Origin of the sequence: Micromonospora sp. NPDC049240, assembly GCF_040647835.1 — a bacterium.
Classification (GTDB): Bacteria; Actinomycetota; Actinomycetes; order Mycobacteriales; family Micromonosporaceae; genus Micromonospora.
Genome location: NZ_JBEZCX010000019.1, coordinates 18,679 through 41,082, shown reverse-complemented (window position 1 = coordinate 41,082; position 22,404 = coordinate 18,679). Strand labels below are relative to the sequence as shown.

The following is a 22,404-nucleotide window of genomic DNA, read 5'->3' as shown; positions in this document are numbered from 1 at the left end:
GGTGGACCGGGCCGGGGTCGGACCGGATGTGCGACGCGCTCAGGTCGTCGGCTTCTCCGTCACGAAGATGGCGGTGCCGGGGAAGAGCCGGCCACGCAGCGGGCTCCACTGGCCCCAGATCCCCTCGTGGCCGGCCGGCCACTCCGGCTCCACCAGGTCGAGCAGGCGGAACCCGGCGCCGACCAGCTCCCGGATGCGGTCGCCCAGCGTGCGGTGCTGCTCGACGTAGGTGGCCACGCCGCGCGCGTCCTGCTCGACGTAGGGGGAGCGGTCGAAGTACGAGTGCACGGCGGTCAGCCCGCCCTCGCCCGGGTCGTCGAGGAAGATCCAGCGCATCGGGTGGGTGACCGAGAAGACCCACCGGCCGCCGGGGCGCAGCACCCGGGCCACCTCGCGCATCGCCGCCGCCGAGTCGTCGACGAACGGGATCGCGCCGAACGCGGTGCAGACCGTGTCGAAGGCGGCGTCGCCGAAGGGCAACGCCAGCGCGTCGGCCTGGACCAGCGGCACGCGTACCCCGCTGCGGTCGGCGGCGTCGGCGGCGTGCCGCAACATGCCGGCGGAGAGGTCCAGCGCGACCGGCCGGGCGCCCTGGGCGGCGAGCCAGCGGGCGGCGGCGGCCGCGCCGGCGCCGAGTTCGAGGATCCGGCGGCCGGTGACGTCGCCGAGCAGTCGCGCGTCGGCCTCGCGCAGCCCTTCCGGGCACCAGACGAAGTCGACGTCACCGAGGAACGTGCCGTGCTCGGCCTGGTAGGCGTCGGCGTCGGTGTCCCACCAGCCGCGGTTGGCCCGGCGGATCTCGGCGGCCCCGACCCGCCGGCGGGTCACCCTGTCGTCGTCCACGGAGTCCACGCTAGGGCCGGTCGGGCGCCGCGTCGCGGGCGGGCCGGCGTGTTGCGGGTGGGGCGGATGTGACGGACGAGACAGGAGTGGCCCCTTACCGCGCGAAATCTCCGCTTTCGCAGCGGATGAGGTCGCACGGACCCGGGAGGGCTTGCACGCTGTGGTAATACAGCGGGTAGGCTAGACGATGCGCTCGCGGATCGTGTGCCTCGGCAGGGAGCAGGTGTGCGGTCACCGGAGCCACTAATGATCTTCTTGCGTCGATCGTTCGGTGTGCCCGGCGACGGATCCGCTGGCGCGGAAGAGTCACCGCGACACCCATGCCCGCTGTGACAACCCATCCGACCGGAGCAACCGCCCACATGACGAGCAGCATCGAGGCCACCTCGAGCGCCAACAAGGTCACGCACGACGATCTCGGCTCTGAGGAAGCATTCCTCGCCGCTATCGACGAGACCATCAAGTACTTCAACGACGGCGACATTGTCGAAGGCACCGTCGTCAAGGTCGATCGGGACGAGGTCCTGCTCGACATCGGCTACAAGACCGAGGGCGTGATCCCCTCTCGGGAGCTGTCGATCAAGCACGACGTGGACCCGGCCGAGGTTGTTTCGGTCGGCGACCACATCGAGGCCCTCGTCCTCCAGAAGGAGGACAAGGAGGGTCGGCTGATCCTCTCCAAGAAGCGGGCGCAGTACGAGCGGGCCTGGGGCACGATCGAGAAGATCAAGGACGAGGACGGGGTCGTCCGCGGCTCGGTCATCGAGGTCGTCAAGGGTGGTCTCATCCTCGACATCGGCCTGCGCGGCTTCCTGCCCGCGTCGCTTGTCGAGATGCGGCGGGTGCGTGACCTCCAGCCGTACGTCGGCCGCGAGCTCGAAGCCAAGATCATCGAGCTGGACAAGAACCGCAACAACGTGGTCCTGTCCCGCCGGGCCTGGCTGGAGCAGACGCAGTCCGAGGTGCGCACCGAGTTCCTCAACAAGCTCCAGAAGGGGCAGGTCCGCAAGGGCGTCGTCTCCTCGATCGTCAACTTCGGCGCGTTCGTCGACCTGGGCGGCGTGGACGGCCTCGTGCACGTCTCCGAGCTGTCCTGGAAGCACATCGACCACCCGTCCGAGGTCGTCGAGGTGGGCCAGGAGGTCGAGGTCGAGGTCCTGGACGTCGACCTGGACCGCGAGCGGGTCTCGCTGTCGCTGAAGGCGACCCAGGAGGACCCGTGGCGTCAGTTCGCCCGCACCCACGCGATCCAGCAGATCGTGCCGGGTAAGGTCACCAAGCTGGTGCCGTTCGGCGCGTTCGTCCGGGTGGACGACGGCATCGAGGGCCTGGTCCACATCTCCGAGCTGGCCGAGCGCCACGTGGAGATCCCGGAGCAGGTCGTGCAGGTCGGCTCCGAGGTCATGGTCAAGGTCATCGACATCGACCTGGAGCGCCGCCGGATCTCGCTGTCGCTCAAGCAGGCCAACGAGGGCTTCGTCGAGGGCGAGGAGCACTTCGACCCGACCCTCTACGGCATGGCCGCGACGTACGACAACGAGGGCAACTACATCTACCCGGAGGGCTTCGACCCGGAGACGGGCGAGTGGCTCGAGGGCTACGACAAGCAGCGCGAGACCTGGGAGAACCAGTACGCCGAGGCGCGTCAGCGCTGGGAGGCCCACACCAAGCAGGTGCAGACCTCCCGCGCCGCCGACGCCGAGGCCGCGGCCAACCCGGCTCCGCCGGCCACCAGCACCACCACCTCGACCTCGTCGGCCCCGAGCCGTCAGGCCGAGGAGCCGGCCGGCACGCTGGCCACCGACGAGGCGCTCGCCGCACTGCGGGAGAAGCTCGCCGGCGGCAAGTGACCGGTCGCTGACGCCGGTTCGTCCATCCGGACGCACCAGCGGCTGCCTCTGACGACGGGCCCCGTCCCCGCGTTCCGCACCAGCGGAGCGCCGGGGGCGGGGCCCGCGTCGTGGACACGTGCGGACGCCGCTCGCGGGCCGTCCCGGTCGACGTGGAGGCGGCGGCCTGTTTGGCATGTGTCCGGTGATCCGGTTGACTGTCCGGATGCTGAAGGTGGGGCTGACGGGCGGGATCGGATCCGGCAAGAGCGCGGTGGCGGCCCGCCTCGCCGCGCTCGGCGCGGTGGTCGTCGACTCGGACCGGATCGCCCGCGAGGTGGTCGCGCCCGGCACCGAAGGGCTGGCCGAGGTGGTCGCCGCGTTCTCCGACCGGGTCCTGGGCCCGGACGGCTCGCTGGACCGGGCCGCGCTGGGCGCGCTGGTCTTCGCCGACGAGACCGCCCGACGCCGGCTGGAGGCGATCACCCATCCCCGGGTCCGGGCGCGGGCCGCCGCGCTGGTCGCCGCCGCGCCCGCCGACGCGGTGGTGGTCAACGACGTGCCACTGCTGGTCGAGGTCGGGCTCGCACCCACGTACCACCTGGTGCTGGTGGTGCAGACGGCGGTGCCGACCCGGCTGGCGCGGTTGTCCCGGGACCGGGGCATGGACCCGGCCGAGGCCGAGCGGCGGATCGCCGCGCAGGCCGATGACGCCCGCCGGGCGGCGGTGGCGGATGTGCTGCTCACCAACGACGGCACACTGACCGACCTGCACGACGCGGTGGACGACCTCTGGCGGCACCGGTTGCTGCCCTACGAGCGCAACGTCCGCGAGCGGCACGCCGTCCGGGCCGAGCCGTCGACGTTGACCGAGCCGGATCCGACCTGGCCCGCGCAGTACGCCCGGCTGGCCGCGCGGATCCACCACGCGGCCGGTGGCGACCTCCGGGTCGACCACGTCGGCTCCACCGCCGTGCCCGGCCTGGCCGCGCCGGATGTCATCGACATCCAGCTCACCGTCCCCTCGCTGGCGGAGGCGGACGGTCCGCTCGCCGACCGGCTGGCCGAGGCGGGCTTCCCCCGGCTGCCCGGCGAGTGGCGGGACGCGCCGCGTCGCCCCGACCGGGTGCGGTGGGTGAAGCGGCTGCACGGCGGCGCTGACCCGGGTCGCCCGGTGCTGCTGCATCTGCGGGTGGCCGGCTCGGCCGGTTGGCGGTACGCGCTGCTGATGCGCGACCACCTCCGCGCGGACCCGGCGCGCCGGGCCGCGTACCTCCAGGTGAAGCGGGACCTGGTGGCTGCCGCGCCGGACAGCGCGGCGCACGGCACGCTCACCGATCCCTGGTTCGACGAGGAGCACCTGCGCGCCGAGGACTGGGCCGCCCAGACCGGCTGGCACCCCTGACCTCCACCCCTCCCGCCCCGCCGCCCCGCTGGCCCCAGATTCACGGAAAGCGTGCTCATTCCGCGTCGGATGGCCCCACTTTCCGGGAATCTGCGCGCTTCGGCGGGGTGGAGGTGAGGGTGAGGTGGATCCACACGTCTTCGGGGGTGCGTAGTTCCAGGCGGTGGGGCAGTCCGGCCCGGTCCAGCCACCAGCGCAGGCCGCCCGGCACCTCGATGACGTCCACCGCACGGCCTGCGGTCGCGTCCGCCCGGATCCGTAGCGCCGGTCGGTCCGGTGGGCGGGTGCCGGCCCGCAGCGCGGCCTCGAGGAGCCGGTCGAGGGCGTCGGTGGGCGGCCGGGCGGCGGCCGTGAGCAACCCGCCGGGCATCGGCGGCGGCGTGCCGGGCCCGTCGGGGGACGCCTGCGCGTGGGCCACCCCGCCCGGTCCGGCCCGTCGCAGCGTACGCCGGCCGGTGTCGTCGTCGGTCACCGTGAGGTACGCCGACGGCGTCGACCAGCTCAGCGTGCCCACCCCGTGCAGGGTGGTGGACGGGTCGAGCGGGGCGGCCACGGTCACCGCCGCGCCGCCGGCGCGCCGCAGCCGGGCGGGCAGCCCGGCCAGCCGGTCCGCCTCGTCGTCGGTCAGCGGCCGGGGCTGCCCGGCCCGGCCGCCGAGCGCGTCCACCGGGTGCGGGGCGGGCCGGTCGGCACGCTCCAGGTCGACGGTGACCGGCGTGCCGTCGGGCAGCCGCCCGGCCAACCGGTGCAGTCGGGCGTCCCGGTCCAGCCAGAGCGTCGGCCGCGGGTCGCCCGACGGGGCGGCCAGCGGTGCCCGGAGCACGTCCACCGGGACGCCGGCGAGGCTCTCCCGGCGCAGCCAACGGCCGTCCCGCGCGACCGGGTCGAGCCGGTCCGCGCCCAGCCCGAGCAGCAGGTCGCGGACGGCGGCCAACCCTCGGCCGGCCGGCGGTTCGCGGAGCCGCCACCGGTCGGGCGGCGGCACCAGCGGTGGTCGCGCCGGCGTGGGCAGCGCGGCCGGGGCCGGGCGGACCAACAGCGCCGCCGTGGTGGCCTGGACGAGCCCCCGGTCGGCGCCCGCGCCGGGTCCGCCGACGTCCAGGTAGAGCAGCGGCCGGGCCCAGTCGACCCAGCCGAGCAGTTCGATCCGGTCCCGGCCGGCGCCGACCGTGCCCCGGACGCCGGCGCGCAGGTCCCGTACGTTGGTCACCCGCAGCGCGGCCACCCGCTCGGCCTCGTCGGCGGTGAGCGGGCGGTCCGCCGGGCCCGACCGCGGTGGGGACGCGCCGGGCAGCCCGGCGACCAGGAGGGTCGCCGAGGCGGCGGCGGCCAGCACGAGCGAGGCCAGCGCAGCGCGTCGGCGGGCAGGTCGGTCCGGTGGGTCGCCCGCCCCGTCCAGCGCGGGATCGTCGCCCGCTCGGGCGGTGCCGGCCGGTCTCGGGCCGGTCGCGGCGCCGCCGCGCCGCCGGCGGCCGGCCGTGGTGCCGGGCCGGGTCGGGACACTGGTGCGGGATCGGCGGTGGCCTCGGCCGGGCTCGCGCGGCACGTGCTGGTCGGCGTCGCCGCGCGCGGTGACCCGGTGCGGGCGCGGCGGTGCGGGCGGCCGGCCCGGCTCCGGCGGCGGGGTGGACGCGCCGGTGCCGGGCGCGCGGTCACGGCGCGGCCGGCGGTCGGGAGAGGGCTCCACGAGGGGACAACGCGGCTGCGGGGTCACGGGTGACGACGCAGGGGCGCTCGCGGCGGCCGGTGAGCGCCTCTCGGCGCGACCACCATGGGCGCGCACGCCGGTCGTCCCGGGTGCTGCGGCCTTCGGCGCCGGGGGCGGCCGGGCCCCCGCGAGGGAGGCGGCCACCGGCCCGGTCGGCCGCCGCGAGCGGCCTACGGTACGAGGGTAGTCCGGTGAGATGAGCCACACAATGGGAATATCGAAGCCGGTCAGGGACGATCCGTGGTCGGCGGGGAAGTGTCGGACCGCGGGCGTACCGTTGGTGACATGGCGCTCGACATTCCCCGGCTCGACGGCCGCTTCCAGGTGGTCAGCGAGTTCCAGCCGGCCGGCGACCAGCCGGCAGCCATCGACGATCTTGAGCGTCGCGTGCGCCGCGGCGACCGCAACACGGTGCTGCTGGGCGCGACCGGCACCGGCAAGAGCGCCACCACGGCGTGGCTGGTCGAGCGGCTCCAACGGCCCACGCTGGTGCTCGCCCCCAACAAGACGCTCGCCGCCCAGCTCGCCAAGGAGTTCGGCGAGCTGCTGCCGCACAACGCGGTGGAATACTTCGTCTCCTACTACGACTACTACCAGCCCGAGGCCTACATCCCGCAGACCGACACCTACATCGAGAAGGACTCCTCGATCAACGAGGAGGTGGAGCGGCTGCGGCACTCGGCGACCATGTCGCTGCTCACCCGACGCGACGTCATCGTGGTGGCCACCGTGTCGGCGATCTACGGCCTCGGCACGCCGGAGGAATACCTCGACCGCGCGGTGCGGGCCAAGGTGGGGCAGGAGCTCGACCGGGACCAGTTGCTGCGCCGGCTGGTCGACATCCAGTACACCCGCAACGACATGGCCTTCCAACGCGGCACGTTCCGGGTCCGCGGCGACACACTGGAGATCATCCCGGCGTACGAGGAGCTCGCCGTCCGGATCGAGCTGTTCGGCGACGAGATCGAGAAGCTCTACTACCTCAACCCGTTGACCGGGGACGTGGTCCGCGAGGTCGACAGCCTGGTGATCTTCCCGGCCACGCACTACGCCGCCGGCCCGGAGCGGATGGAGCGGGCGATCCGCGACATCGAGGCCGAGCTGGCCGAGCGGCTGGCCGAGCTGGAGCGGCAGGGCAAGCTGCTGGAGGCGCAGCGACTGCGCATGCGCACCACCTACGACATCGAGATGATGCGTCAGGTCGGCTTCTGCTCCGGCATCGAGAACTACTCGATGCACATGGACGGCCGGTTGCCCGGCAGTCCGCCGCACTGTTTGCTCGACTACTTCCCCGACGACTTCCTCACCGTGGTCGACGAGTCGCACGTCACCATCCCGCAGATCGGTGGCATGTACGAGGGCGACGCCTCCCGCAAGCGGATGCTTATCGACCACGGCTTCCGGCTGCCCAGCGCCGCCGACAACCGGCCGCTGCGCTTCGACGAATACCTGGAACGGGTGGGTCAGTCGGTCTTCCTCTCCGCCACCCCGGGCCCGTGGGAGCTGGAGCAGGCCCAGGGCGAGTTCGTCGAGCAGGTGATCCGGCCCACCGGTCTGATCGACCCCGAGGTGGTGGTGAAGCCGACCAAGGGGCAGATCGACGACCTGATGCACGAGATCAAGCTGCGCACCGAGCGCGACGAGCGGGTGCTGGTCACCACGCTGACCAAGAAGATGGCCGAGGACCTCTCCGACTACCTGCTGGAGAACGGCATCCGGGTGCGCTACCTGCACTCCGAGGTGGACACGCTGCGCCGGGTCGAGCTGCTGAGTGAGCTGCGCAAGGGTGACTACGACGTGCTGGTCGGCATCAACCTGCTCCGGGAGGGCCTCGACCTGCCCGAGGTCTCGCTGGTGGCGATCCTCGACGCCGACAAGGAGGGCTTCCTGCGCAGCGGCCGGTCGCTGATCCAGACCATCGGCCGCGCGGCCCGGAACGTCTCCGGCCAGGTCCACATGTACGCCGACAAGATCACCCCGTCGATGGCGTCGGCGATCGACGAGACGAACCGGCGTCGGGCCAAGCAGATCGCGCACAACGAGGCCCACGGCATCAGCCCCGAGCCGCTGCGCAAGAAGATCCACGACATCCTCGACGACATCTACCGCGAGGCGGAGGACACCGAGGCCACCACCGTCGGCGGCGCCGCGCGGCAGCTGTCCCGGGGCAAGGCGCCGGTCAAGGAGACCCGCAGCCGCGGTGGCCGGGGCGGCGCGGCGACCCCGTCCCGGGAGGGGATGGCCCGGGCCGATCTGGCCAACCTCATCCAGGAGCTCAACGACCAGATGCTGGCCGCCGCCCGGGAGCTCCAGTTCGAGCTGGCGGCGCGGATCCGCGACGAGGTCGCCGACCTCAAGAAGGAGTTGCGCGGGATGGACGCGGCCGGGGTGCGGTGAGCGGCCTGCCGGCCGGGAGGGCGGGATGCTGACCGAGGCGGTCGTCGGGCGTCCCGACGCGCGGCTGCGTCCCTGGGTGGACCGGTACCTCGGCTACCGGGAGGACGCGCCGGCGCCGCTGGTGCGCCGCGAGGTGGCCGGCGCGTTCGTGGTGCTGATCCTGGGCTGGGGCGACCCGCTCGACGTGCACGATCCGCGGGGGGCCGGCCGCGGCGTGTCCGGCAACGCGTTCCTGGCCGGCCCGTTCGACGGTTGGTGCGCCACCCGTACCGCCGGCACGGGAGTCGGCGTGCAGGTGGTCCTGACCGCCCCGGCGGCGCGCCGGGTGCTCGGGCTGCCGCTCGGCGAGTTGGCCAACCGGGTGGTCCCGGTCGACCGGGTCGCCGGCTGGCTGACCGACCTGCGGGACGCGCTGGCCGGCGCGGCCGGCTGGGCGGAGCGCTTCGCCCGGCTCGACGCCGCCCTCGCCGCCCGGCTGGCGGCCACCGACCCGGTCGACGGTCGGCTGCGGGCGGCGTGGCGGCGGCTCGACGTCAGCGGGGGAGCGGTCGGCGTCGCCGCGCTGGCCGACGAGATCGGCTGGTCCCGTCGTCACCTGGCGGTCCGGTTCCGTCAGGAGTTCGGGCTGCCGCCGCGGACGGTGGCCCGGCTCCTGCGCTTCGAGCGGGCGTACGCCGGTCTGGGTCGCACGGTGCTCACCGCGCCGGCCGCCGGCGCGGGCGGGGCGGGTTGGGCGGAGCGGGCGGCCCGCTGGGGCTACTACGACCAGTCGCATCTGATCCGGGAGTTCCAGGCGTTCGCCGGGGCCACGCCGGCGGCGCTGGCCCGGCCCGGATCACATCCGTCCTATCCGGGCTGACCGGCGCGCGGCAGGCTGGTGCCATGCGAAGCATCTACCCGGTCCTCCGGTACCCCGACGTCCACGCCGCTGTCGAATTCCTCCGGTCGGCGTTCGGTCTCACGATCCACGAGCTGCACTCCGGGCCCGACGGCGCGGTGCGCCACGCCCAGCTCGGTCACGGCGACGGCCTCGTCATGGTCGGGCCGGGGCCCGCACCGGCGAGCCGCCCGGCCGACGACGACTACCGCGTCTACCTGGCGGTCGACGACGTGGACGCGCACCACGAGCGGGCCCGCGCGGCCGGCGCGGAAATCGTCAGGTCGCCGTTCGACACCGATTACGGCTCCCGCGACTACGCCGCCCGTGACCTGGTCGGCATGGTCTGGTCGTTCGGCACGTACCGTCCCTGACCGACCCGGCGTCTGTTGCTCTGCGCAAGCGAGGTATTGCCGTGTGTGATGGTCATGCGTACGCTCCCACCCTGGGAGGAGCGCATGCCGATGTCAGCAAGTCCGGTCGTCCGGCGGGTGCGGCTCGGCGTCGAGCTGCGCCGGCTGCGCCGCCGTGAGTCACTGACGCTCGAGCAGGTCTGCGCCCGGCTCGGTTGGGCGTCCACGTCGAAGCTGTCCCGCATCGAGCTGGGGCAGAGCCGGCCGGACCTGGCCGACGTGCTCGACCTGCTCGACGTCTACGCGGTGCCGCCGCACCAGCGGGACGATCTGATCGTCATCGCGCGTGACGCCGCCACCGGGCGTGGCTGGTCCAAGGCGCTGGGCGAGATGGGCGAGCGGCAGCGGGCGTACGCGGAGCTGGAGGCCGGCGCCGAGCGCATCGTGGAATACCAGCCGGCGCTCGTGCCCGGCCTGCTACAGACCCCGGCGTACGCCCGGCTGCGGGTGTCGGCCGGCGCGTCGGTCGCCGACGGGGTGGACGTGGAGGCCGACGTCCGCGCCCGGGCGGTGCGCCAGGAACTGCTGGTCCGGCCGGACCCGCCGCACTACACCGCGTTGATCGACGAGCGGGCCTGCGAGCCGGGCGGCCTGCCGGCCGAGGTGTGGCGGGAGCAACTACGGCATCTGCTGGCGCTGGCCGAGCGGTCGCACGTCACGGTCCGGGTGCTGCCGCGGGACGCCTCGTCCGGCGACGACCTGCACCCGCTGGCGCCGTTCTCCTACTACGCCTATCCGGACCCGGACGATCCACGCACCGTGCTGGTGGAGACGCTCACCACCGACCTGCGCCTGGTCGGCGAGGCGGATGTGGCCCGCTACGAGCAGGTGATCGAGCGGCTGCTCGCGGCGGCGCTGCCGGAGGACGCGACGGCCGAGCTGCTGGCTCGGCGGCTCGGCCCCGCGCCGGTGCCCCGGCCCCGCGACGCGCGCGAGCCGGGGTGAGGGGCGCCGCGCGCCCGCCGGGCTGAAACGGGGCCGCCGCGCGCCCGCCGGGCTGAACCGGGGCCGCCGCGCGCCCGCCGGGCTGAACCGGGGCCGCCGCGCGCCCACCGGGCCCGGCGCCCCCGTTGCCCGTCGGGACCGGTGACCGCGCGTCGCGCGCAGGCTACGCGTGGGGTACGACAGTTCAGGCCGGCACGTCGACGAAGTGCTCGACCAGCGGCGGGCCGGCGAAGTACGGGCCGATCAGCCCGCGCCACCGCCCGAAGCGCTCGGTCTGCCGGAAGTTCACGTCGTGCGCCTCCACCGAGTCCCACTCGACCAGCAGCACGAACCGGGTGGGCGACTCCACCCCGCGGGTCATCCGCACGGAGCGGCACCCCTGCACCTCGGCGAGGATCGGCCGGGCCTGCGCGTAGGCGGCGGCGAAGTCGTCCTCGTGTCCGGGCGTCACGTCGATCAGCGCGACCTCAAGAACCATGCCCGAAGCCTCCCATGCCCGGCCACCCCCGGTACGCTCCGGGGGCGCTCCGGCGGCGGGGGAGGGACACCCACATGCTCGACTGGCTCACCGGCACCGCGTTCACCGTGTTCGGCGCCGGCACCACCTGGGCGGAGCTGCTCGGCTTCGGCACCGGCGTGGTCAACGTCTGGTTGGTCGCCCGCCAGCACATCGCGAACTGGGCGGTCGGCATCGCCAACGTGCTGCTGCTGATGCTGCTGTTCTGGACCGCCGGCCTGTACGCCGATGCCGGCCTGCAACTCGTCTACGTGGTGCTCGGGATCTACGGCTGGTGGCACTGGCTGTTCGGCGGGGCCCGGCGCAGCCGGCTCACGGTGGCCCGCACCGGGCGGCGGGAGTGGTGGGCGCTGGGCCTGGCCGGGCTGCTGCTCACCGCCGGGCTGTGGGCGCTGCTGGACCGGGCCACCGACTCGACCGTCCCGCTGGCCGACGCGGTCACCACCGCGTTGTCGCTGCTGGCCACCTACGGCCAGACCCGCAAGCTGGTGGAGAGCTGGTGGCTGTGGATCGCCGCCGACCTGATCTACATCCCGCTCTACGCGTACAAGGGGCTGTGGCTGACCGGCGGCCTGTACCTGATCTTCCTGGCCCTCTGCGTGGTGGGGTTGCGGTCCTGGCGGGCGGACCTGCGTCGGCGCGCGGCGGCCACGCCGGTGCCGCCCGGCCCGGCGCCGGTGGCTGCGTGAGCGCGAGGAGTGAGCCGGGTCTGCGAGCCCCGCAGTCGCGAACTCTGGCTGCGACGTGAGCGCGACCGGGGCGGGCCCGTGCCGGTTCCGGCACGGCCTGGTGGTCGGCAAGTTCTATCCGCCGCACGCCGGGCACCATGCGCTCGTCGAGGCCGCCGCGGCCCGCTGCGCGGCGGTGACCGTGGTGGTGGCGCCGTCCCGACGCGAGTCGATCCCGCTGGACCTGCGGTTGGCCTGGCTGCGCGAGGTGCACGCCGGCACGCCGTGGGTGCGGTTCGTCGGCCGGTACGACGACCATCCGGTCGACTACGCCGACCCGGCGGTCTGGGACCTGCACTGCGCGGTGTTCGCCGACGCGCTGGGCGGCGAGTCGGTGGACGCCGTCTTCTCCTCCGAGGCGTACGGCGGGGAGCTGGCCCGCCGGTTCGGCGCGGTCGCGGTCGACGTGGACCCGCGGCGGCGGGCGGTACCGGTCTCCGGCACCGCGGTGCGCGCGGACCCGGCGGCGCACTGGCGGTGGCTGAGCGCGCCGGTGCGGGCGTGGCTGGTCCGCCGCGTCGTGGTGGTCGGCGCGGAGTCCACCGGCACCACGACCATGACGCGGGCGCTCGCCGAGCGCTTCCGCACCGCCTGGGTCCCCGAGTACGGCCGTGAGCTGACCGCCCGCAAACTCGCCACGCTGCGCCGCTCCCGACCGGACGCGACCGTCTTCGACGTCACCTGGGACCGGGACGACTTCGTCGAAGTGGTACGCGAGCAGCAGGCCGCCGAGGACGCCGCGGCACGGGTCAGCGGCCCGCTGTTGTGCTGCGACACCGACGCCCGGGCCACCGCGCTCTGGGAGGAGCGCTACCTGGGGTCGTCGTCGGCCGAGGTCCGGGCCGCCGCCCGCCGCCCGGCGCTCTATCTGCTCACCGACCACGAGGGGGTGCCCTTCGCCGACGACGGCCTGCGCGACGGGGAACACCTGCGGGCGTGGATGACCGGGCGGTTCCGCGTGGAGCTGGCCGCCAGCGGGGTGCCGGTGGTCGAGCTGCGCGGCACGCACGAGGAGCGGCTGGCCACCGCGGTCGCCGCGGTCGAGGATCTGCTCGCCGCCGGGTGGGCGTTCACCGACCCGCTGCTGCCCGCCCACTGAGGCCCTCGTCCGCACCGCGCCGCGCCGCGCCGCACCGCACCGCACCGGAGTGTGCCGGGCGCGCCGGCACCCGGCGGTGCTGCCCGCGCCCGAGAGCCGCCGGCGCGAGGAGAGAAAGGCTAGCCTCCTAGGACGTCCCGCGAATACGTGAGGAGCGGCACCCGATGACGGCAGATCGGCGCCCGGAGATGCGCTACCGGGCCGGCATGGTGAACAATGGCGGCCGAGGAGGGGAGTATTCCCCCGTGACGGAGTCGTCAGCACGGAAGAGCGCCAGCACCCCCCGGTCGCTCGACCCGGCTCCGTCGGTCGGAGTCCACCCGGGCGCCGGCGGAAGAGACCTCCGACAGTCACCACAGTCAGCGTCGACGCACCCCGGCCCAACACCCGGCGTACGGTGTGCCCGACGCTGCGTGTCTGCCGGAGGATGGATTTGAACGTGTCCGCATTGGTGTGGGCGGTAACCCTGACCGCGATGATCGCGGTCCTGCTCGCCGACCTGTTCATCATCGGCCGCCGCCCGCACGAGCCCAGCGTCCGCGAGTCCAGCCTGTGGGTCGGCTTCTACGTGGTGCTGGCGCTGCTCTTCGGCGTGGTGCTCTGGGTGACGGCCGGGCCGAGCGTGGCCGGCCAGTTCTACACCGGCTGGCTGACCGAATACAGCCTCTCGGTGGACAATCTCTTCGTCTTCGTGATCATCATGGCCCGCTTCGGGGTGCCCCGGCAGTACCAGCAGAAGGTGCTGCTCATCGGCATCCTGTTGGCGCTGGTGATGCGCGGTGGGTTCATCGCCGCCGGCTCGGCGCTGATCTCCCAGTTCTCCTGGGTGTTCTACATCTTCGGCGCGTTCCTGATCTACACGGCGGTGAACCTGGCCCGACAGGGCGAGCCGGACGAGGACGAGTTCAGCGAGAACCTGTTGATCCGGTGGAGCCGCAAGGCGCTGCCGCTGTCCCGGGACTTCGACGGGGCGAAGATGACCACCCGGGAGAACGGGCGGCGACTGTTCACCCCGATGCTGATCGTGATGATCGCGATCGGCACCACCGACCTCATCTTCGCGCTCGACTCGATCCCGGCGATCTTCGGGATCACCCAGGAGCCGTACCTGGTGTTCACCGCGAACGTCTTCGCGCTGATGGGGCTGCGGCAGCTCTACTTCCTGCTGGGCGGTCTGCTGGACCGGCTCATCTACCTCAGCTACGGGCTGGCCGTGGTGCTCGGCTTCATCGGCGTGAAGCTGGTGCTGGAGGCGTTGGCCGACAACAACCTGCCGTTCATCAACGGCGGTGAGCACGTGGCGTGGGCGCCGCACATCCCGATCTGGCTCTCGCTGACGGTCATCCTCGGCACGCTGGCCGTGGCCACGGTGGCGAGCCTGGCCAAGTCGTCGCGGGACCGGCGCCGGGAACTGGCCGAGGCGCGTCGCTGACCGCGCCGGTGTCCGGGGCGGACACGCCCCGGACACCGGGTCAGACGCGGTGCGCGCCGACCAGGGTGGCGACCCGGTCCGGGGGCAGTTCCTCCTCGACCACCCGGCGGGTGAGGTAGCAGGCGTGCAGCATCCGGCGCCGGCCGCCGTGCGGCTCGGCCGTGACGATCCCGACGTGGTGGATGCGCCGGCCGGGGCGGGCGAAGAAGTAGAGGTCGCCGGGGCGCTCGTCGTCCAGCGCCAGCGGCGTGGTCGCCTCGGCCTGGTCGTCCGCGTCGCGGGGCAGCGTGACGCCGTACCGCCGCCAGGCCAGGTGCACCAGACCGGAGCAGTCGATGCCGTCGGTGGACAGGCCGCCCCAGATGTAGACCAGGTCGCGCAGCCGCTCGGCGACCGCGAGCACCTCCTTGGCCTGGGGCCGCTCGGCGGGCAGCGGCACCAGGTCGCCCTCCGGGGCCCAGAGCGGCTCGACCCGCCCGGGCGCCCGGACCGGCCGCCAGCCGTCCGCCGGCCGGCCGGCGGAGGTGAGGTGGGTGCCCAGGGTCACCCCGGTGAGCGCCGGCGACCCGCCGGCGGCCTCGTGCAGTGTGGTCCGGCGGACGTCGACCACCAACGCGGACCCGGTCGGACCGGTGTCGGCGGGCGCGGCCAGGTGGGCCGACCGCATCCAGCCCGGGTAGCCGCGAGGGTCCAGCTTGGCGGCGGGCTGCCCGAGGGCGACCACCCGGACCCAGCCGTCCGGCCCGGCCCCGGTGACCAGCACCGGCTCGCCGAGCAGCAACTGGGTCAGGACGCAGTCGCCGACCCACTGGTCGCGATCCATCCCGGCGACCCAGGCGGCGACGTCGGGGCGGTCGCGCAGGGCGGGTCCGTCGATCGGGCGGACCGCGTCGGGGTCTGCCCACAGGGTCGCCACCGGGACCCGTACCACGGCCTGGTGGCCCGGTTGAGGCGTCATCCGCACCCCTCCTCCCACGCTCCTGTGGGGGACCCTATGAAAAAATCCAACCTCACTCAACCGTGGCGCTGAACTTTAGCTTCATTCACGTCGGCGATGCCGAGCCCCGGGGCGTCCGGCAGCAGCACGTCCGCGCCCTCGTACCGGAGCCCGCCGGTGACCGGCGACCAGGCCAGCCACCAGGCGGCGTCGAGATCCGACACGGCGGTGGTGCCGTGCGCGGCGGCCAGGCTGGCCGCGGCGCCCACGCCGACCGGACCCTCCATCATCGAGCCGACGATCGTGCCCATGCCGTGCGCGGCGGCCAGGTCCAGCAGCGTGCGGGCCGGTTGCAGGCCGCCGCACTTGGCCAGCTTCACGTTGACCATGTCGGCCGCCCGCCGGCGGATCACCTCGACCAGGTCGCGCACGTCGAAGACCGACTCGTCGGCGAGGATGGGCACCGCCACCCGGTCGCTGACCCAGGCCAGCCCGTCCAGGTCACGGCGGTGCACCGGCTGCTCGACCAGCTCGACGTCGAGCCCGGCGTCCTCGATGCCGCGGATCACCCGGACCGCCTCGCGCGGCGTCCAGCCCTGGTTGGCGTCCAGCCGGATCCGCGCGTCCGGGCCGACGGCGGCGCGCACCGCGCGGACCCGGTCCAGGTCGCCGTGGGCGTCGGTGCCGACCTTGAGCTTCAGCACCGTGAAACCCTCGGCCCGGCGCCGACCGGCCGCCGCGGCCAGGTCGACCGCGTCGCCGGCGGCCAGCGTGACGTCCGTCGGGACGCGCAGCGCGGTGCCGCCGAGCAACCGCACCAGGGGCACGCCGAGCCGCCGCGCGGCCAGGTCGTGCAGCGCCACGTCGACGGCCGCCTTCGCCGACTCGTTGCCCACCACGGCCCGGCGCACCTGTCGGCAGCGGGCCTGGAGGTCGTCCGCGTCGCGACCGGTCAGCAGCGGGGTGAGCAGTTCGCGGACGCACGCCTCCGCGCCGCCGATCGACGCGCCGGTGACCTGCCAGACCTGCGGGGCCTCGCCGAACCCGGACCGGCCGTCGCTGTCGATCACCTCGACGATCAGGGTCTCCACGGAGGTGGTGCTCCGCAGCGCGGTGACGAACGGGGTGTGTAAGGGGGCCGAGAGCCGGTGGGTGCGTACCGCCGCGATCGTCATGTGGGGCACCCTATAGGCACTGGTGGCGAGCAGGGGAGGGCCGATGACCGGGCGGGACTGGGAGCTGGTGGGCGCGCCGAACGCCCGTGACCTGGGCGGGCTGCCGACGACCGACGGGCGGCGGGTCCGTGCCGGGCGGCTCGTCCGGACCGCGGCGCTGGGCCGGCTGACCGACGACGATCTGCCGGTGCTGGGCAAGCTCGGCACGGCCTGCGTGGTGGACCTGCGCGCCGTGCAGGAGCAGGAGGTGGCGCCGCCGGACCGGCTGGTGGGCGCGCCCCGCGTGGTGCACCTGCCGGTGTACGACGCGGCCCACCCGGTGTTCACCTACGTCTCGGCCGTGTTGCAGGGGCACGACCTGGCGGCGTACGCGGAGTTGGCCCGCGAGGGCATGCCGGGGGCGATGACGGCGATCTACCGCTGGTTCGTCACCGGGGAACCGGCGCGGGCGGGGTTCGGCGCGGCGGTGCGGCTGGCCGCGGACGGCGCGAACCTGCCGTTGCTGTTCCACTGCTCCGCCGGCAAGGACCGCACCGGATGGCTGTCGGTGGTGCTGCTGACCGCGCTGGGCGTGCCGGAACCGGCGATCCGGGCCGACTACCTGCGGCACAACGAGCTGACCGAGAGCCTGCGCGAGGTGCTGCTGACGGCGATGACGCGCCGTCGGCCGGACCTCGACCCGGCGGTGGCCCGGCCACTGCTGGAGGTGCGCGCGGAGTACCTGGACGCCGCGTACGACGAGGTGCGCCGGGCGCACGGCTCGTTCGAGGCGTACCTGCGCGACGGGCTGGGCGTGACCGACGAGGTCCGGGCGGGGCTGCGGGAGCAGTTGCTGGAGTAGCGGCTCAGCCGGCCAGCTCGTGCCGGGCGTCCCACACCCGCGCGGAGACGTGCGCGATGAGCCGGCACGCGTCGTCCTCGACCTGCTCGCCGTCCGCGCCGCCGTCGGCCAGGTCGGTGGTCGTGCACACCACGATCGCGTACGGCGGCGCGTCGTCCGGGAAGACCACGCCGGCGCCGTGGCGGACGCCGCGTACCCAGCCGTTCTTGTGCGCGATGCGGGTGCCGTCGGGCAGCCCGGCGGCCAGGTCCTCACGGTGTTCCTGGGCGACGAGCACGTCGAGCATGGCGGCGCAGCCGGCCGGCGAGGCGAGTGGGCCGGGCCGGCTCGCGCCCAGCGTCAGCTCGCCGAGGAGGGCGGCCAGGTCGGCGGCGGTGACCAGGTTGTCGATGCCGGCGTCGCGGGCGGCGAAGTCCTCGATGCCGCGGCCGGTGACGCTGTGCCGCGCGCCGGCCCGCGCCCAGGCCTCCGCCACGGCGGGCAGCCCGACCTGGCCTACGCACAGGTTCGTGGCCAGGTTGCTGGACCGGATGATCATGCGTTCGGCGAGCCAGCGCAGCGGCGCGGTACCGCCGACGGCGTCCCAGACCGCCTCGTCGTTGTCGTAGTCGCGGGCGTTGGCGAAGCGGGGCGCGCCGGGCTGGGCGGAGTCGAACGCGTTGCGCACCGGCACCGCCGCGTCCAGGTCGAGCCGGCCGGCCTCGGCGGCCCGGTGCAGCGCCACCAGCACGGCCACCTTCATGGTGCTCGCCGCGTAGTGGGTGGCGTCGGCCTGTCGGGTCCAGACGGGCCGGGCGCCGGGACGTCCCACGTACGCGGAGACGGTGCCGGGCACCCGGTCCAGGTGCGCGTCGAGCTCGTCCCAGATCATGGGCCGACCGTAGCCGATCTTCTCGACGCGCGGGGCTGCGGCGCGGCCGGTACGGCGTTAACGTGCCAGGATGGCGACCGCTTTGTACGACGACATCGCCGACTGGTACGAGGAGTACGCCACGGTCGGTTCGGCGACCTACATGGACCGGGTCCAGTCGGTGCTGGCGGAGCTGCTGGGCGGCGGCCCGGGTCGCTGTCTGGACCTGTGCTGCGGCACCGGGGCGCACGCCGCCGAGCTGGCCCGGCTCGGCTGGACGCCGGTCGGCGTGGACCTGTCGGCCGGGCAGCTCCGCCACGCCCGGGCCCGGCTGCCGGTGGCCCGCGCCGACGCGACCGCGCTGCCGCTGGCCGACGGCGCGGTGCCGGCCGCGGTCTGCGTGCTGGCGCACACCGACATGCCGGACTATCCGGCGGCGGTCGCGGAGATGGCCCGGGTGCTGGCGCCGGGCGGCCGGCTGGTGCACGTCGGGGTGCATCCGTGCTTCTGTGGCGCGTTCGCCGACCGGTCCGACCCGGAGCGGGTCGTGATCGACGGCGGTTACGCCGAGCCGGAGCACACCTTCCGGTCCTGGAACTCGCACGGGGTGCGGGCCCGGGTGGGCGCCTGGCACCTGCCGCTGGCCGACCTGCTCACCGCCGTCACCGCCGCCGGCCTGGTGCTCGACCGGGTGGTCGAGTCCGGCTCCGCCCCGATCCCCGACGTCCTCGCCCTCCAGGCCACCAAGCCCGCCTGACCCCCACCCGACGGGGGAGACGGCGGAGCCCGGTCCGCCAGGGGGCGGGCCGGGCTCCGGTGGTGCGCGGGGTGGGTCAGCCGGCGTGCTTGCGGCGGGCGGCCATCCGGCCCCGCTGCGTCTGGTCGAGGATCACCTTGCGGATGCGCACCGCGGTCGGGGTGACCTCGACGCACTCGTCCTCGCGGCAGAACTCGAGCGCCTGCTCCAGCGACAGCTTGCGCGGCGGGATCAGCTTCTCGGTCTCGTCGGAGGTCGACGCCCGCATGTTGGTGAGCTTCTTCTCCTTGGTGATGTTGACGTCCATGTCGTCGGAGCGGGAGTTCTCCCCGACGATCATGCCCTCGTACACCTCGGTGGTCGGCTCGACGAAGAGCTGGCCCCGCTCCTGCAGGTTGATCATCGCGAACGAGGTGACCGCGCCCGCCCGGTCGGCGACCAGCGAGCCGTTGTTGCGGGTACGCAGCTCACCGAACCACGGCTCGTACGACTCGAAGACGTGGTGCAGGATGCCGGTGCCCCGGGTGTCGGTGAGGAACTCGGTGCGGAAGCCGATCAGGCCGCGCGCCGGGACCAGCCACTCCATCCGGATCCAGCCGGTGCCGTGGTTGACCAGCTGCTCCATCCGGCCCTTGCGGGTGGCGAGGAGCTGGGTGATCGCGCCGAGGTACTCCTCCGGGGCGTCGATGGTCAGCCGCTCGACCGGCTCGCAGGTCCTGCCGTCGATCTCCCTGGTGACCACCTGCGGCTTGCCGACGGTCAGCTCGTAGGACTCGCGGCGCATCTGCTCGACCAGGATCGCCAGGGCCAGCTCACCGCGGCCCTGCACCTCCCAGGCGTCCGGCCGCTCGGTGGGCAGCACCCGCAGCGACACGTTGCCGACCAGCTCCTTGTCGAGCCGGTCCTTGACCATCCGCGCGGTGACCTTGGCGCCCTTGACCCGGCCTACCAGCGGCGAGGTGTTGGTGCCGATGGTCATCGAGATGGCCGGCTCGTCCACCGTGATCAGCGGCAGCGGGACCGGGTTCTCGGCGTCGGCGAGCGTCTCGCCGATCATGATCTCCGGGATGCCGGCGACCGCGATGATGTCGCCCGGCCCGGCGGACTCGGCGGGCTTGCGCTCCAGGCCCTCGGTCATCAGCAGCTCGGAGATGCGGACCCGCTGGGTGCTGCCGTCGGTGCGGCACCAGGCCACGGTCTGACCCTTGCTGATCGTGCCCTGGCGCACCCGGCACAGCGCGAGCCGGCCCAGGAACGGCGAGGCGTCGAGGTTGGTGACGTGCGCCTGGAGCGGCGCGTCCTCGTCGAACGCGGGGGCCGGGATGGTGTCCAACAGGGTGCGGAACAGCGGCTCCAGGCTGGTGCTGTCGTCCGGGATCGCGCCGTCGGCCGGCTGGGTCAGCGAGGCGATGCCGTCGCGGGCGCAGGCGTAGACGATCGGGAAGTCGATCTGCTCCTCGTCGGCGTCCAGGTCGAGGAAGAGCTCGTAGGTGTCGTCCACGACCTCCTTGATCCGGGCGTCCGGGCGGTCCACCTTGTTGATCACCAGGATGATCGGCAGCCGGGCGCGCAGCGCCTTGCGGAGCACGAACCGGGTCTGCGGCAGGGGGCCCTCGCTGGCGTCGACCAGCAGCACCACGCCGTCGACCATGGTCAGGCCGCGCTCGACCTCACCACCGAAGTCGGCGTGGCCGGGGGTGTCGATGATGTTGATGGTGACCGGGTCGCCGTCCGCCGGCAGGTATCGCACGCCGGTGTTCTTGGCGAGGATGGTGATGCCCTTCTCCCGCTCGAGGTCCATCGAGTCCATGACCCGCTCGGTGTCCTCGCCGCGGGCGCCGTAGGCGCCGGCCTGCCGCAACATGGCGTCGACCAGGGTCGTCTTGCCGTGGTCGACGTGGGCGATGATGGCGACGTTGCGGAGGTCGGTGCGAAGCTGCATACCCTCCATACTCCTGTCTGCGGTTGCCGGGGCACGCCTCGGGGTCACCCCGAGATGGCCCGGATCTGTGTCGAAAGTGCTGGGCCGACCGTTCCAGCCACTGGCATGCTGGCTCCCGTGCGGGGTGCCGAATGCCTGATCTGCTGAACTGGCTGCAGGAGCTGCCGCCCCTGCTGATCTACCTGGTCGCCGCGATGATCGTCGCGGGCGAGACCGCGGTGATCTTCGGGCTGCTGGTGCCGGGCGAGGCGACCCTGCTGCTGGTCGGCTTCCTAGCGTACGCGGGGACGCTACGGCTCGCCCCCGCGCTGGCGGCGATGGTGGCCGCCGCCGTGATCGGAGACACACTCGCCTACCGGGCCGGGCGGCGTCACGGGCCGCGGCTGCGCGCCTCCGGGCTCGGCGCCCGGATCGGGCCGCACCGGTGGCGACGCGCCGAGGAGTTGCTGGACCGGCTGGGCGGGCGCGGCATGATGGCCGCGCGCTGGGTCGCGTTCGCCCGCACGCTGGCGCCCCGGCTGGCCGGCGGCGCCGGGATGTCGTACCGGCGGTTCGCGCCGTGGAACCTGGCCGGGGTGGTGAGCTGGGTCGGCGCGTCCGTGCTGGCCGGTTATCTGGCCGGCGAGTCGTACCGGCGGGTGTCGGACCTGCTCGGCCGCGCCACCGGCGCGGTGCTGATGCTGCTGCTGTGCCTGCTCGGCGTGGTGCTGGCCGGCCGTTGGCTCGGGCGCAATCCGGACCCGGCCCGGGCGTTGGCGGCCCGCGCCGCCGCGCTGCCACCGCTGCGCTGGCTCCGGGCCCGGTACGGGGTGTTGTTCCTCCTGCTCGGCATGCGCGTCGGTCCGGTCGGCGCGTGGCTGGTCAACCTGGCGTTCGGGCTGGCGCTGCTGTTCGCCGCCGGGCTGGCGGTGGCGGCCCTACTGGCGGCGGTGGTCCGGCACAGCGGGCTCGGGGTGCTCGACGGGCTGGTCGGCGACTGGTTCGCCGCCCGGCGTACCCCGGGGGTGGCGGACGCGGCGCTGGCCCTCGTGTCGGTGCTGCGCGGCTGGGTGTTGATCACCGCGGTGGCCCTGGTGGCGGCGGTGGTGGCCCGGCGGCACCGGCCCTGGCGGGCGGACCTGCTCGGGGTGGTCGGCACGGTCGGTGCGGCGGTGCCCTTGGTGCTGCTGGTGGGGGTGGTCGACCTGACCGGTCCGGGCGTCCCGGACCGGGTCCGGGACCTGTTCCCCGGCCAGAACGCGGTGGTGACGGCGAGTTTCGGCACGCTGGCCTGGCTGCTGGCGCGCGGCGCGCGCTGGCCGGTCGGGGTGGCGGTCTGGACGGTCGCTTCGGCCGGGGTGGTGGCGGTCACCGGCGCGCGGCTCTACCTGGGCTGGAGCGCGGCCAGCGGCACCGCCTCGTCGGTGCTGCTGGGCGCCGCCTGGACCGCCGTGTTCGTGATCGCCTGGTCGACCCGGAACCGGGCGGCGAGCGGGGACGGCCGGCTCGACCCGGCTGCGGGCGTCGACCCGTCCGACCCGGCTGCGGGCGTCGACCGGTCCACCCTGGCGGCGGGTGCTGATCCCGCCAACCCGGCGGACGCCGGCCCGGACGGCCCGGACGCGGGAGAGGGGCCGCCGCGGCCCCGGGCGCACCGGCCGGCGTCGCGGGGGCCCCGGACCCCCGTCGATCCCTGCTAGGGTGCGCCGGACGGGGGACCACGGGGAGGA

Annotated in this window: 19 protein-coding genes; 12 read left to right on the top strand and 7 right to left on the bottom strand. The window is 74.1% G+C overall.

Annotated features, from left to right (window positions below; genetic code table 11):
• Positions 1-39: 39 nt before the first annotated feature.
• A complete protein-coding gene (locus tag AB0B02_RS25720; protein ID WP_281936412.1) occupies positions 40-843 on the bottom strand; it encodes a class I SAM-dependent methyltransferase in 804 nt (267 codons plus the stop codon).
• A gap of 320 nt (positions 844-1,163) precedes the next feature.
• Here AB0B02_RS25720 and rpsA point away from each other — a divergent pair, with 320 nt between their 5' ends.
• Positions 1,164-2,693 (top strand): 30S ribosomal protein S1, encoded by a 1,530-nt coding sequence (gene rpsA / locus AB0B02_RS25715; protein ID WP_107157503.1) that lies wholly within the window; start codon positions 1,164-1,166, stop codon positions 2,691-2,693.
• Between the two features lie 205 nt (positions 2,694-2,898).
• A complete protein-coding gene (gene coaE, locus AB0B02_RS25710) occupies positions 2,899-4,077 on the top strand; it encodes a dephospho-CoA kinase (RefSeq protein ID WP_357304305.1) in 1,179 nt (392 codons plus the stop codon).
• A 55-nt stretch (positions 4,078-4,132) separates the two neighbouring features.
• Here the strand turns inward: coaE and AB0B02_RS25705 are convergent, their stop codons facing one another.
• Positions 4,133-5,764 carry a hypothetical protein gene (locus AB0B02_RS25705; RefSeq protein ID WP_357304302.1) on the bottom strand — a complete coding sequence of 544 codons (1,632 nt, stop codon included), beginning with the start codon at positions 5,762-5,764 and terminating at the stop codon, positions 4,133-4,135.
• A gap of 306 nt (positions 5,765-6,070) precedes the next feature.
• On the opposite strand from AB0B02_RS25705, the gene uvrB reads away from it, so the two are divergent.
• The 4 genes from uvrB to AB0B02_RS25685 all read left to right on the top strand — a co-directional run bounded on the left by uvrB (position 6,071) and on the right by AB0B02_RS25685 (position 10,417).
• On the top strand, positions 6,071-8,182 hold the full coding sequence (uvrB, locus tag AB0B02_RS25700) for an excinuclease ABC subunit UvrB (protein ID WP_281936410.1): 2,112 nt from the start codon (positions 6,071-6,073) through the stop codon (positions 8,180-8,182).
• Between the two features lie 25 nt (positions 8,183-8,207).
• Positions 8,208-9,041, top strand: a complete 834-nt coding sequence (locus tag AB0B02_RS25695) for a helix-turn-helix domain-containing protein (RefSeq protein WP_357304298.1) — start codon at positions 8,208-8,210, stop codon at positions 9,039-9,041.
• A 23-nt stretch (positions 9,042-9,064) separates the two neighbouring features.
• On the top strand, positions 9,065-9,433 hold the full coding sequence (locus AB0B02_RS25690) for a VOC family protein (protein ID WP_357304295.1): 369 nt from the start codon (positions 9,065-9,067) through the stop codon (positions 9,431-9,433).
• Positions 9,434-9,517: 84 nt separating this feature from the next.
• Entirely contained in the window at positions 9,518-10,417 is a 900-nt protein-coding gene (locus AB0B02_RS25685; RefSeq protein WP_281936407.1) for a DUF5753 domain-containing protein, read from the top strand.
• A 184-nt stretch (positions 10,418-10,601) separates the two neighbouring features.
• On the opposite strand, the gene AB0B02_RS25680 is transcribed toward AB0B02_RS25685, so the two are convergent.
• A complete protein-coding gene (locus tag AB0B02_RS25680; protein WP_281936406.1) occupies positions 10,602-10,895 on the bottom strand; it encodes an antibiotic biosynthesis monooxygenase in 294 nt (97 codons plus the stop codon).
• A gap of 74 nt (positions 10,896-10,969) precedes the next feature.
• Here AB0B02_RS25680 and pnuC point away from each other — a divergent pair, with 74 nt between their 5' ends.
• The 3 genes from pnuC (at position 10,970) to AB0B02_RS25665 (ending at position 14,193) form a co-directional block, all read left to right on the top strand.
• Positions 10,970-11,623, top strand: coding sequence for a nicotinamide riboside transporter PnuC (gene pnuC / locus AB0B02_RS25675; protein WP_357304290.1), 654 nt, complete (start codon positions 10,970-10,972; stop codon positions 11,621-11,623).
• A 55-nt stretch (positions 11,624-11,678) separates the two neighbouring features.
• A complete protein-coding gene (locus tag AB0B02_RS25670) occupies positions 11,679-12,761 on the top strand; it encodes an AAA family ATPase (RefSeq protein ID WP_357304288.1) in 1,083 nt (360 codons plus the stop codon).
• 433 nt (positions 12,762-13,194) lie between these two features.
• Positions 13,195-14,193 carry a TerC family protein gene (locus tag AB0B02_RS25665; protein ID WP_357304285.1) on the top strand — a complete coding sequence of 333 codons (999 nt, stop codon included), beginning with the start codon at positions 13,195-13,197 and terminating at the stop codon, positions 14,191-14,193.
• A gap of 40 nt (positions 14,194-14,233) precedes the next feature.
• Here AB0B02_RS25665 and AB0B02_RS25660 read toward each other — a convergent pair whose 3' ends face one another.
• Both AB0B02_RS25660 and AB0B02_RS25655 read right to left on the bottom strand, forming a co-directional pair.
• The gene (locus AB0B02_RS25660) at positions 14,234-15,151 is read right to left on the bottom strand and encodes an NlpC/P60 family protein (RefSeq protein WP_281936402.1); all 918 of its coding nucleotides are present in this window, start codon (positions 15,149-15,151) and stop codon (positions 14,234-14,236) included.
• A 56-nt stretch (positions 15,152-15,207) separates the two neighbouring features.
• A complete protein-coding gene (locus AB0B02_RS25655; protein WP_281936401.1) occupies positions 15,208-16,305 on the bottom strand; it encodes a dipeptide epimerase in 1,098 nt (365 codons plus the stop codon).
• Positions 16,306-16,348: 43 nt separating this feature from the next.
• Between AB0B02_RS25655 and AB0B02_RS25650 the strand changes: the two genes are divergently transcribed.
• Entirely contained in the window at positions 16,349-17,146 is a 798-nt protein-coding gene (locus AB0B02_RS25650) for a tyrosine-protein phosphatase (protein WP_281936400.1), read from the top strand.
• Between the two features lie 4 nt (positions 17,147-17,150).
• Here AB0B02_RS25650 and AB0B02_RS25645 read toward each other — a convergent pair whose 3' ends face one another.
• Positions 17,151-18,017: a serine hydrolase gene (locus tag AB0B02_RS25645; RefSeq protein WP_357304280.1), complete on the bottom strand. Its 867-nt coding sequence runs from the start codon at positions 18,015-18,017 to the stop codon at positions 17,151-17,153.
• A gap of 70 nt (positions 18,018-18,087) precedes the next feature.
• On the opposite strand from AB0B02_RS25645, the gene AB0B02_RS25640 reads away from it, so the two are divergent.
• Positions 18,088-18,753 carry a class I SAM-dependent methyltransferase gene (locus AB0B02_RS25640; RefSeq protein ID WP_281936398.1) on the top strand — a complete coding sequence of 222 codons (666 nt, stop codon included), beginning with the start codon at positions 18,088-18,090 and terminating at the stop codon, positions 18,751-18,753.
• A gap of 76 nt (positions 18,754-18,829) precedes the next feature.
• Here AB0B02_RS25640 and typA read toward each other — a convergent pair whose 3' ends face one another.
• Positions 18,830-20,695, bottom strand: a complete 1,866-nt coding sequence (typA, locus tag AB0B02_RS25635; protein WP_281936397.1) for a translational GTPase TypA — start codon at positions 20,693-20,695, stop codon at positions 18,830-18,832.
• A gap of 131 nt (positions 20,696-20,826) precedes the next feature.
• Between typA and AB0B02_RS25630 the strand changes: the two genes are divergently transcribed.
• Positions 20,827-22,374 carry a DedA family protein gene (locus AB0B02_RS25630; RefSeq protein ID WP_357304275.1) on the top strand — a complete coding sequence of 516 codons (1,548 nt, stop codon included), beginning with the start codon at positions 20,827-20,829 and terminating at the stop codon, positions 22,372-22,374.
• Positions 22,375-22,404 lie beyond the last annotated feature (30 nt).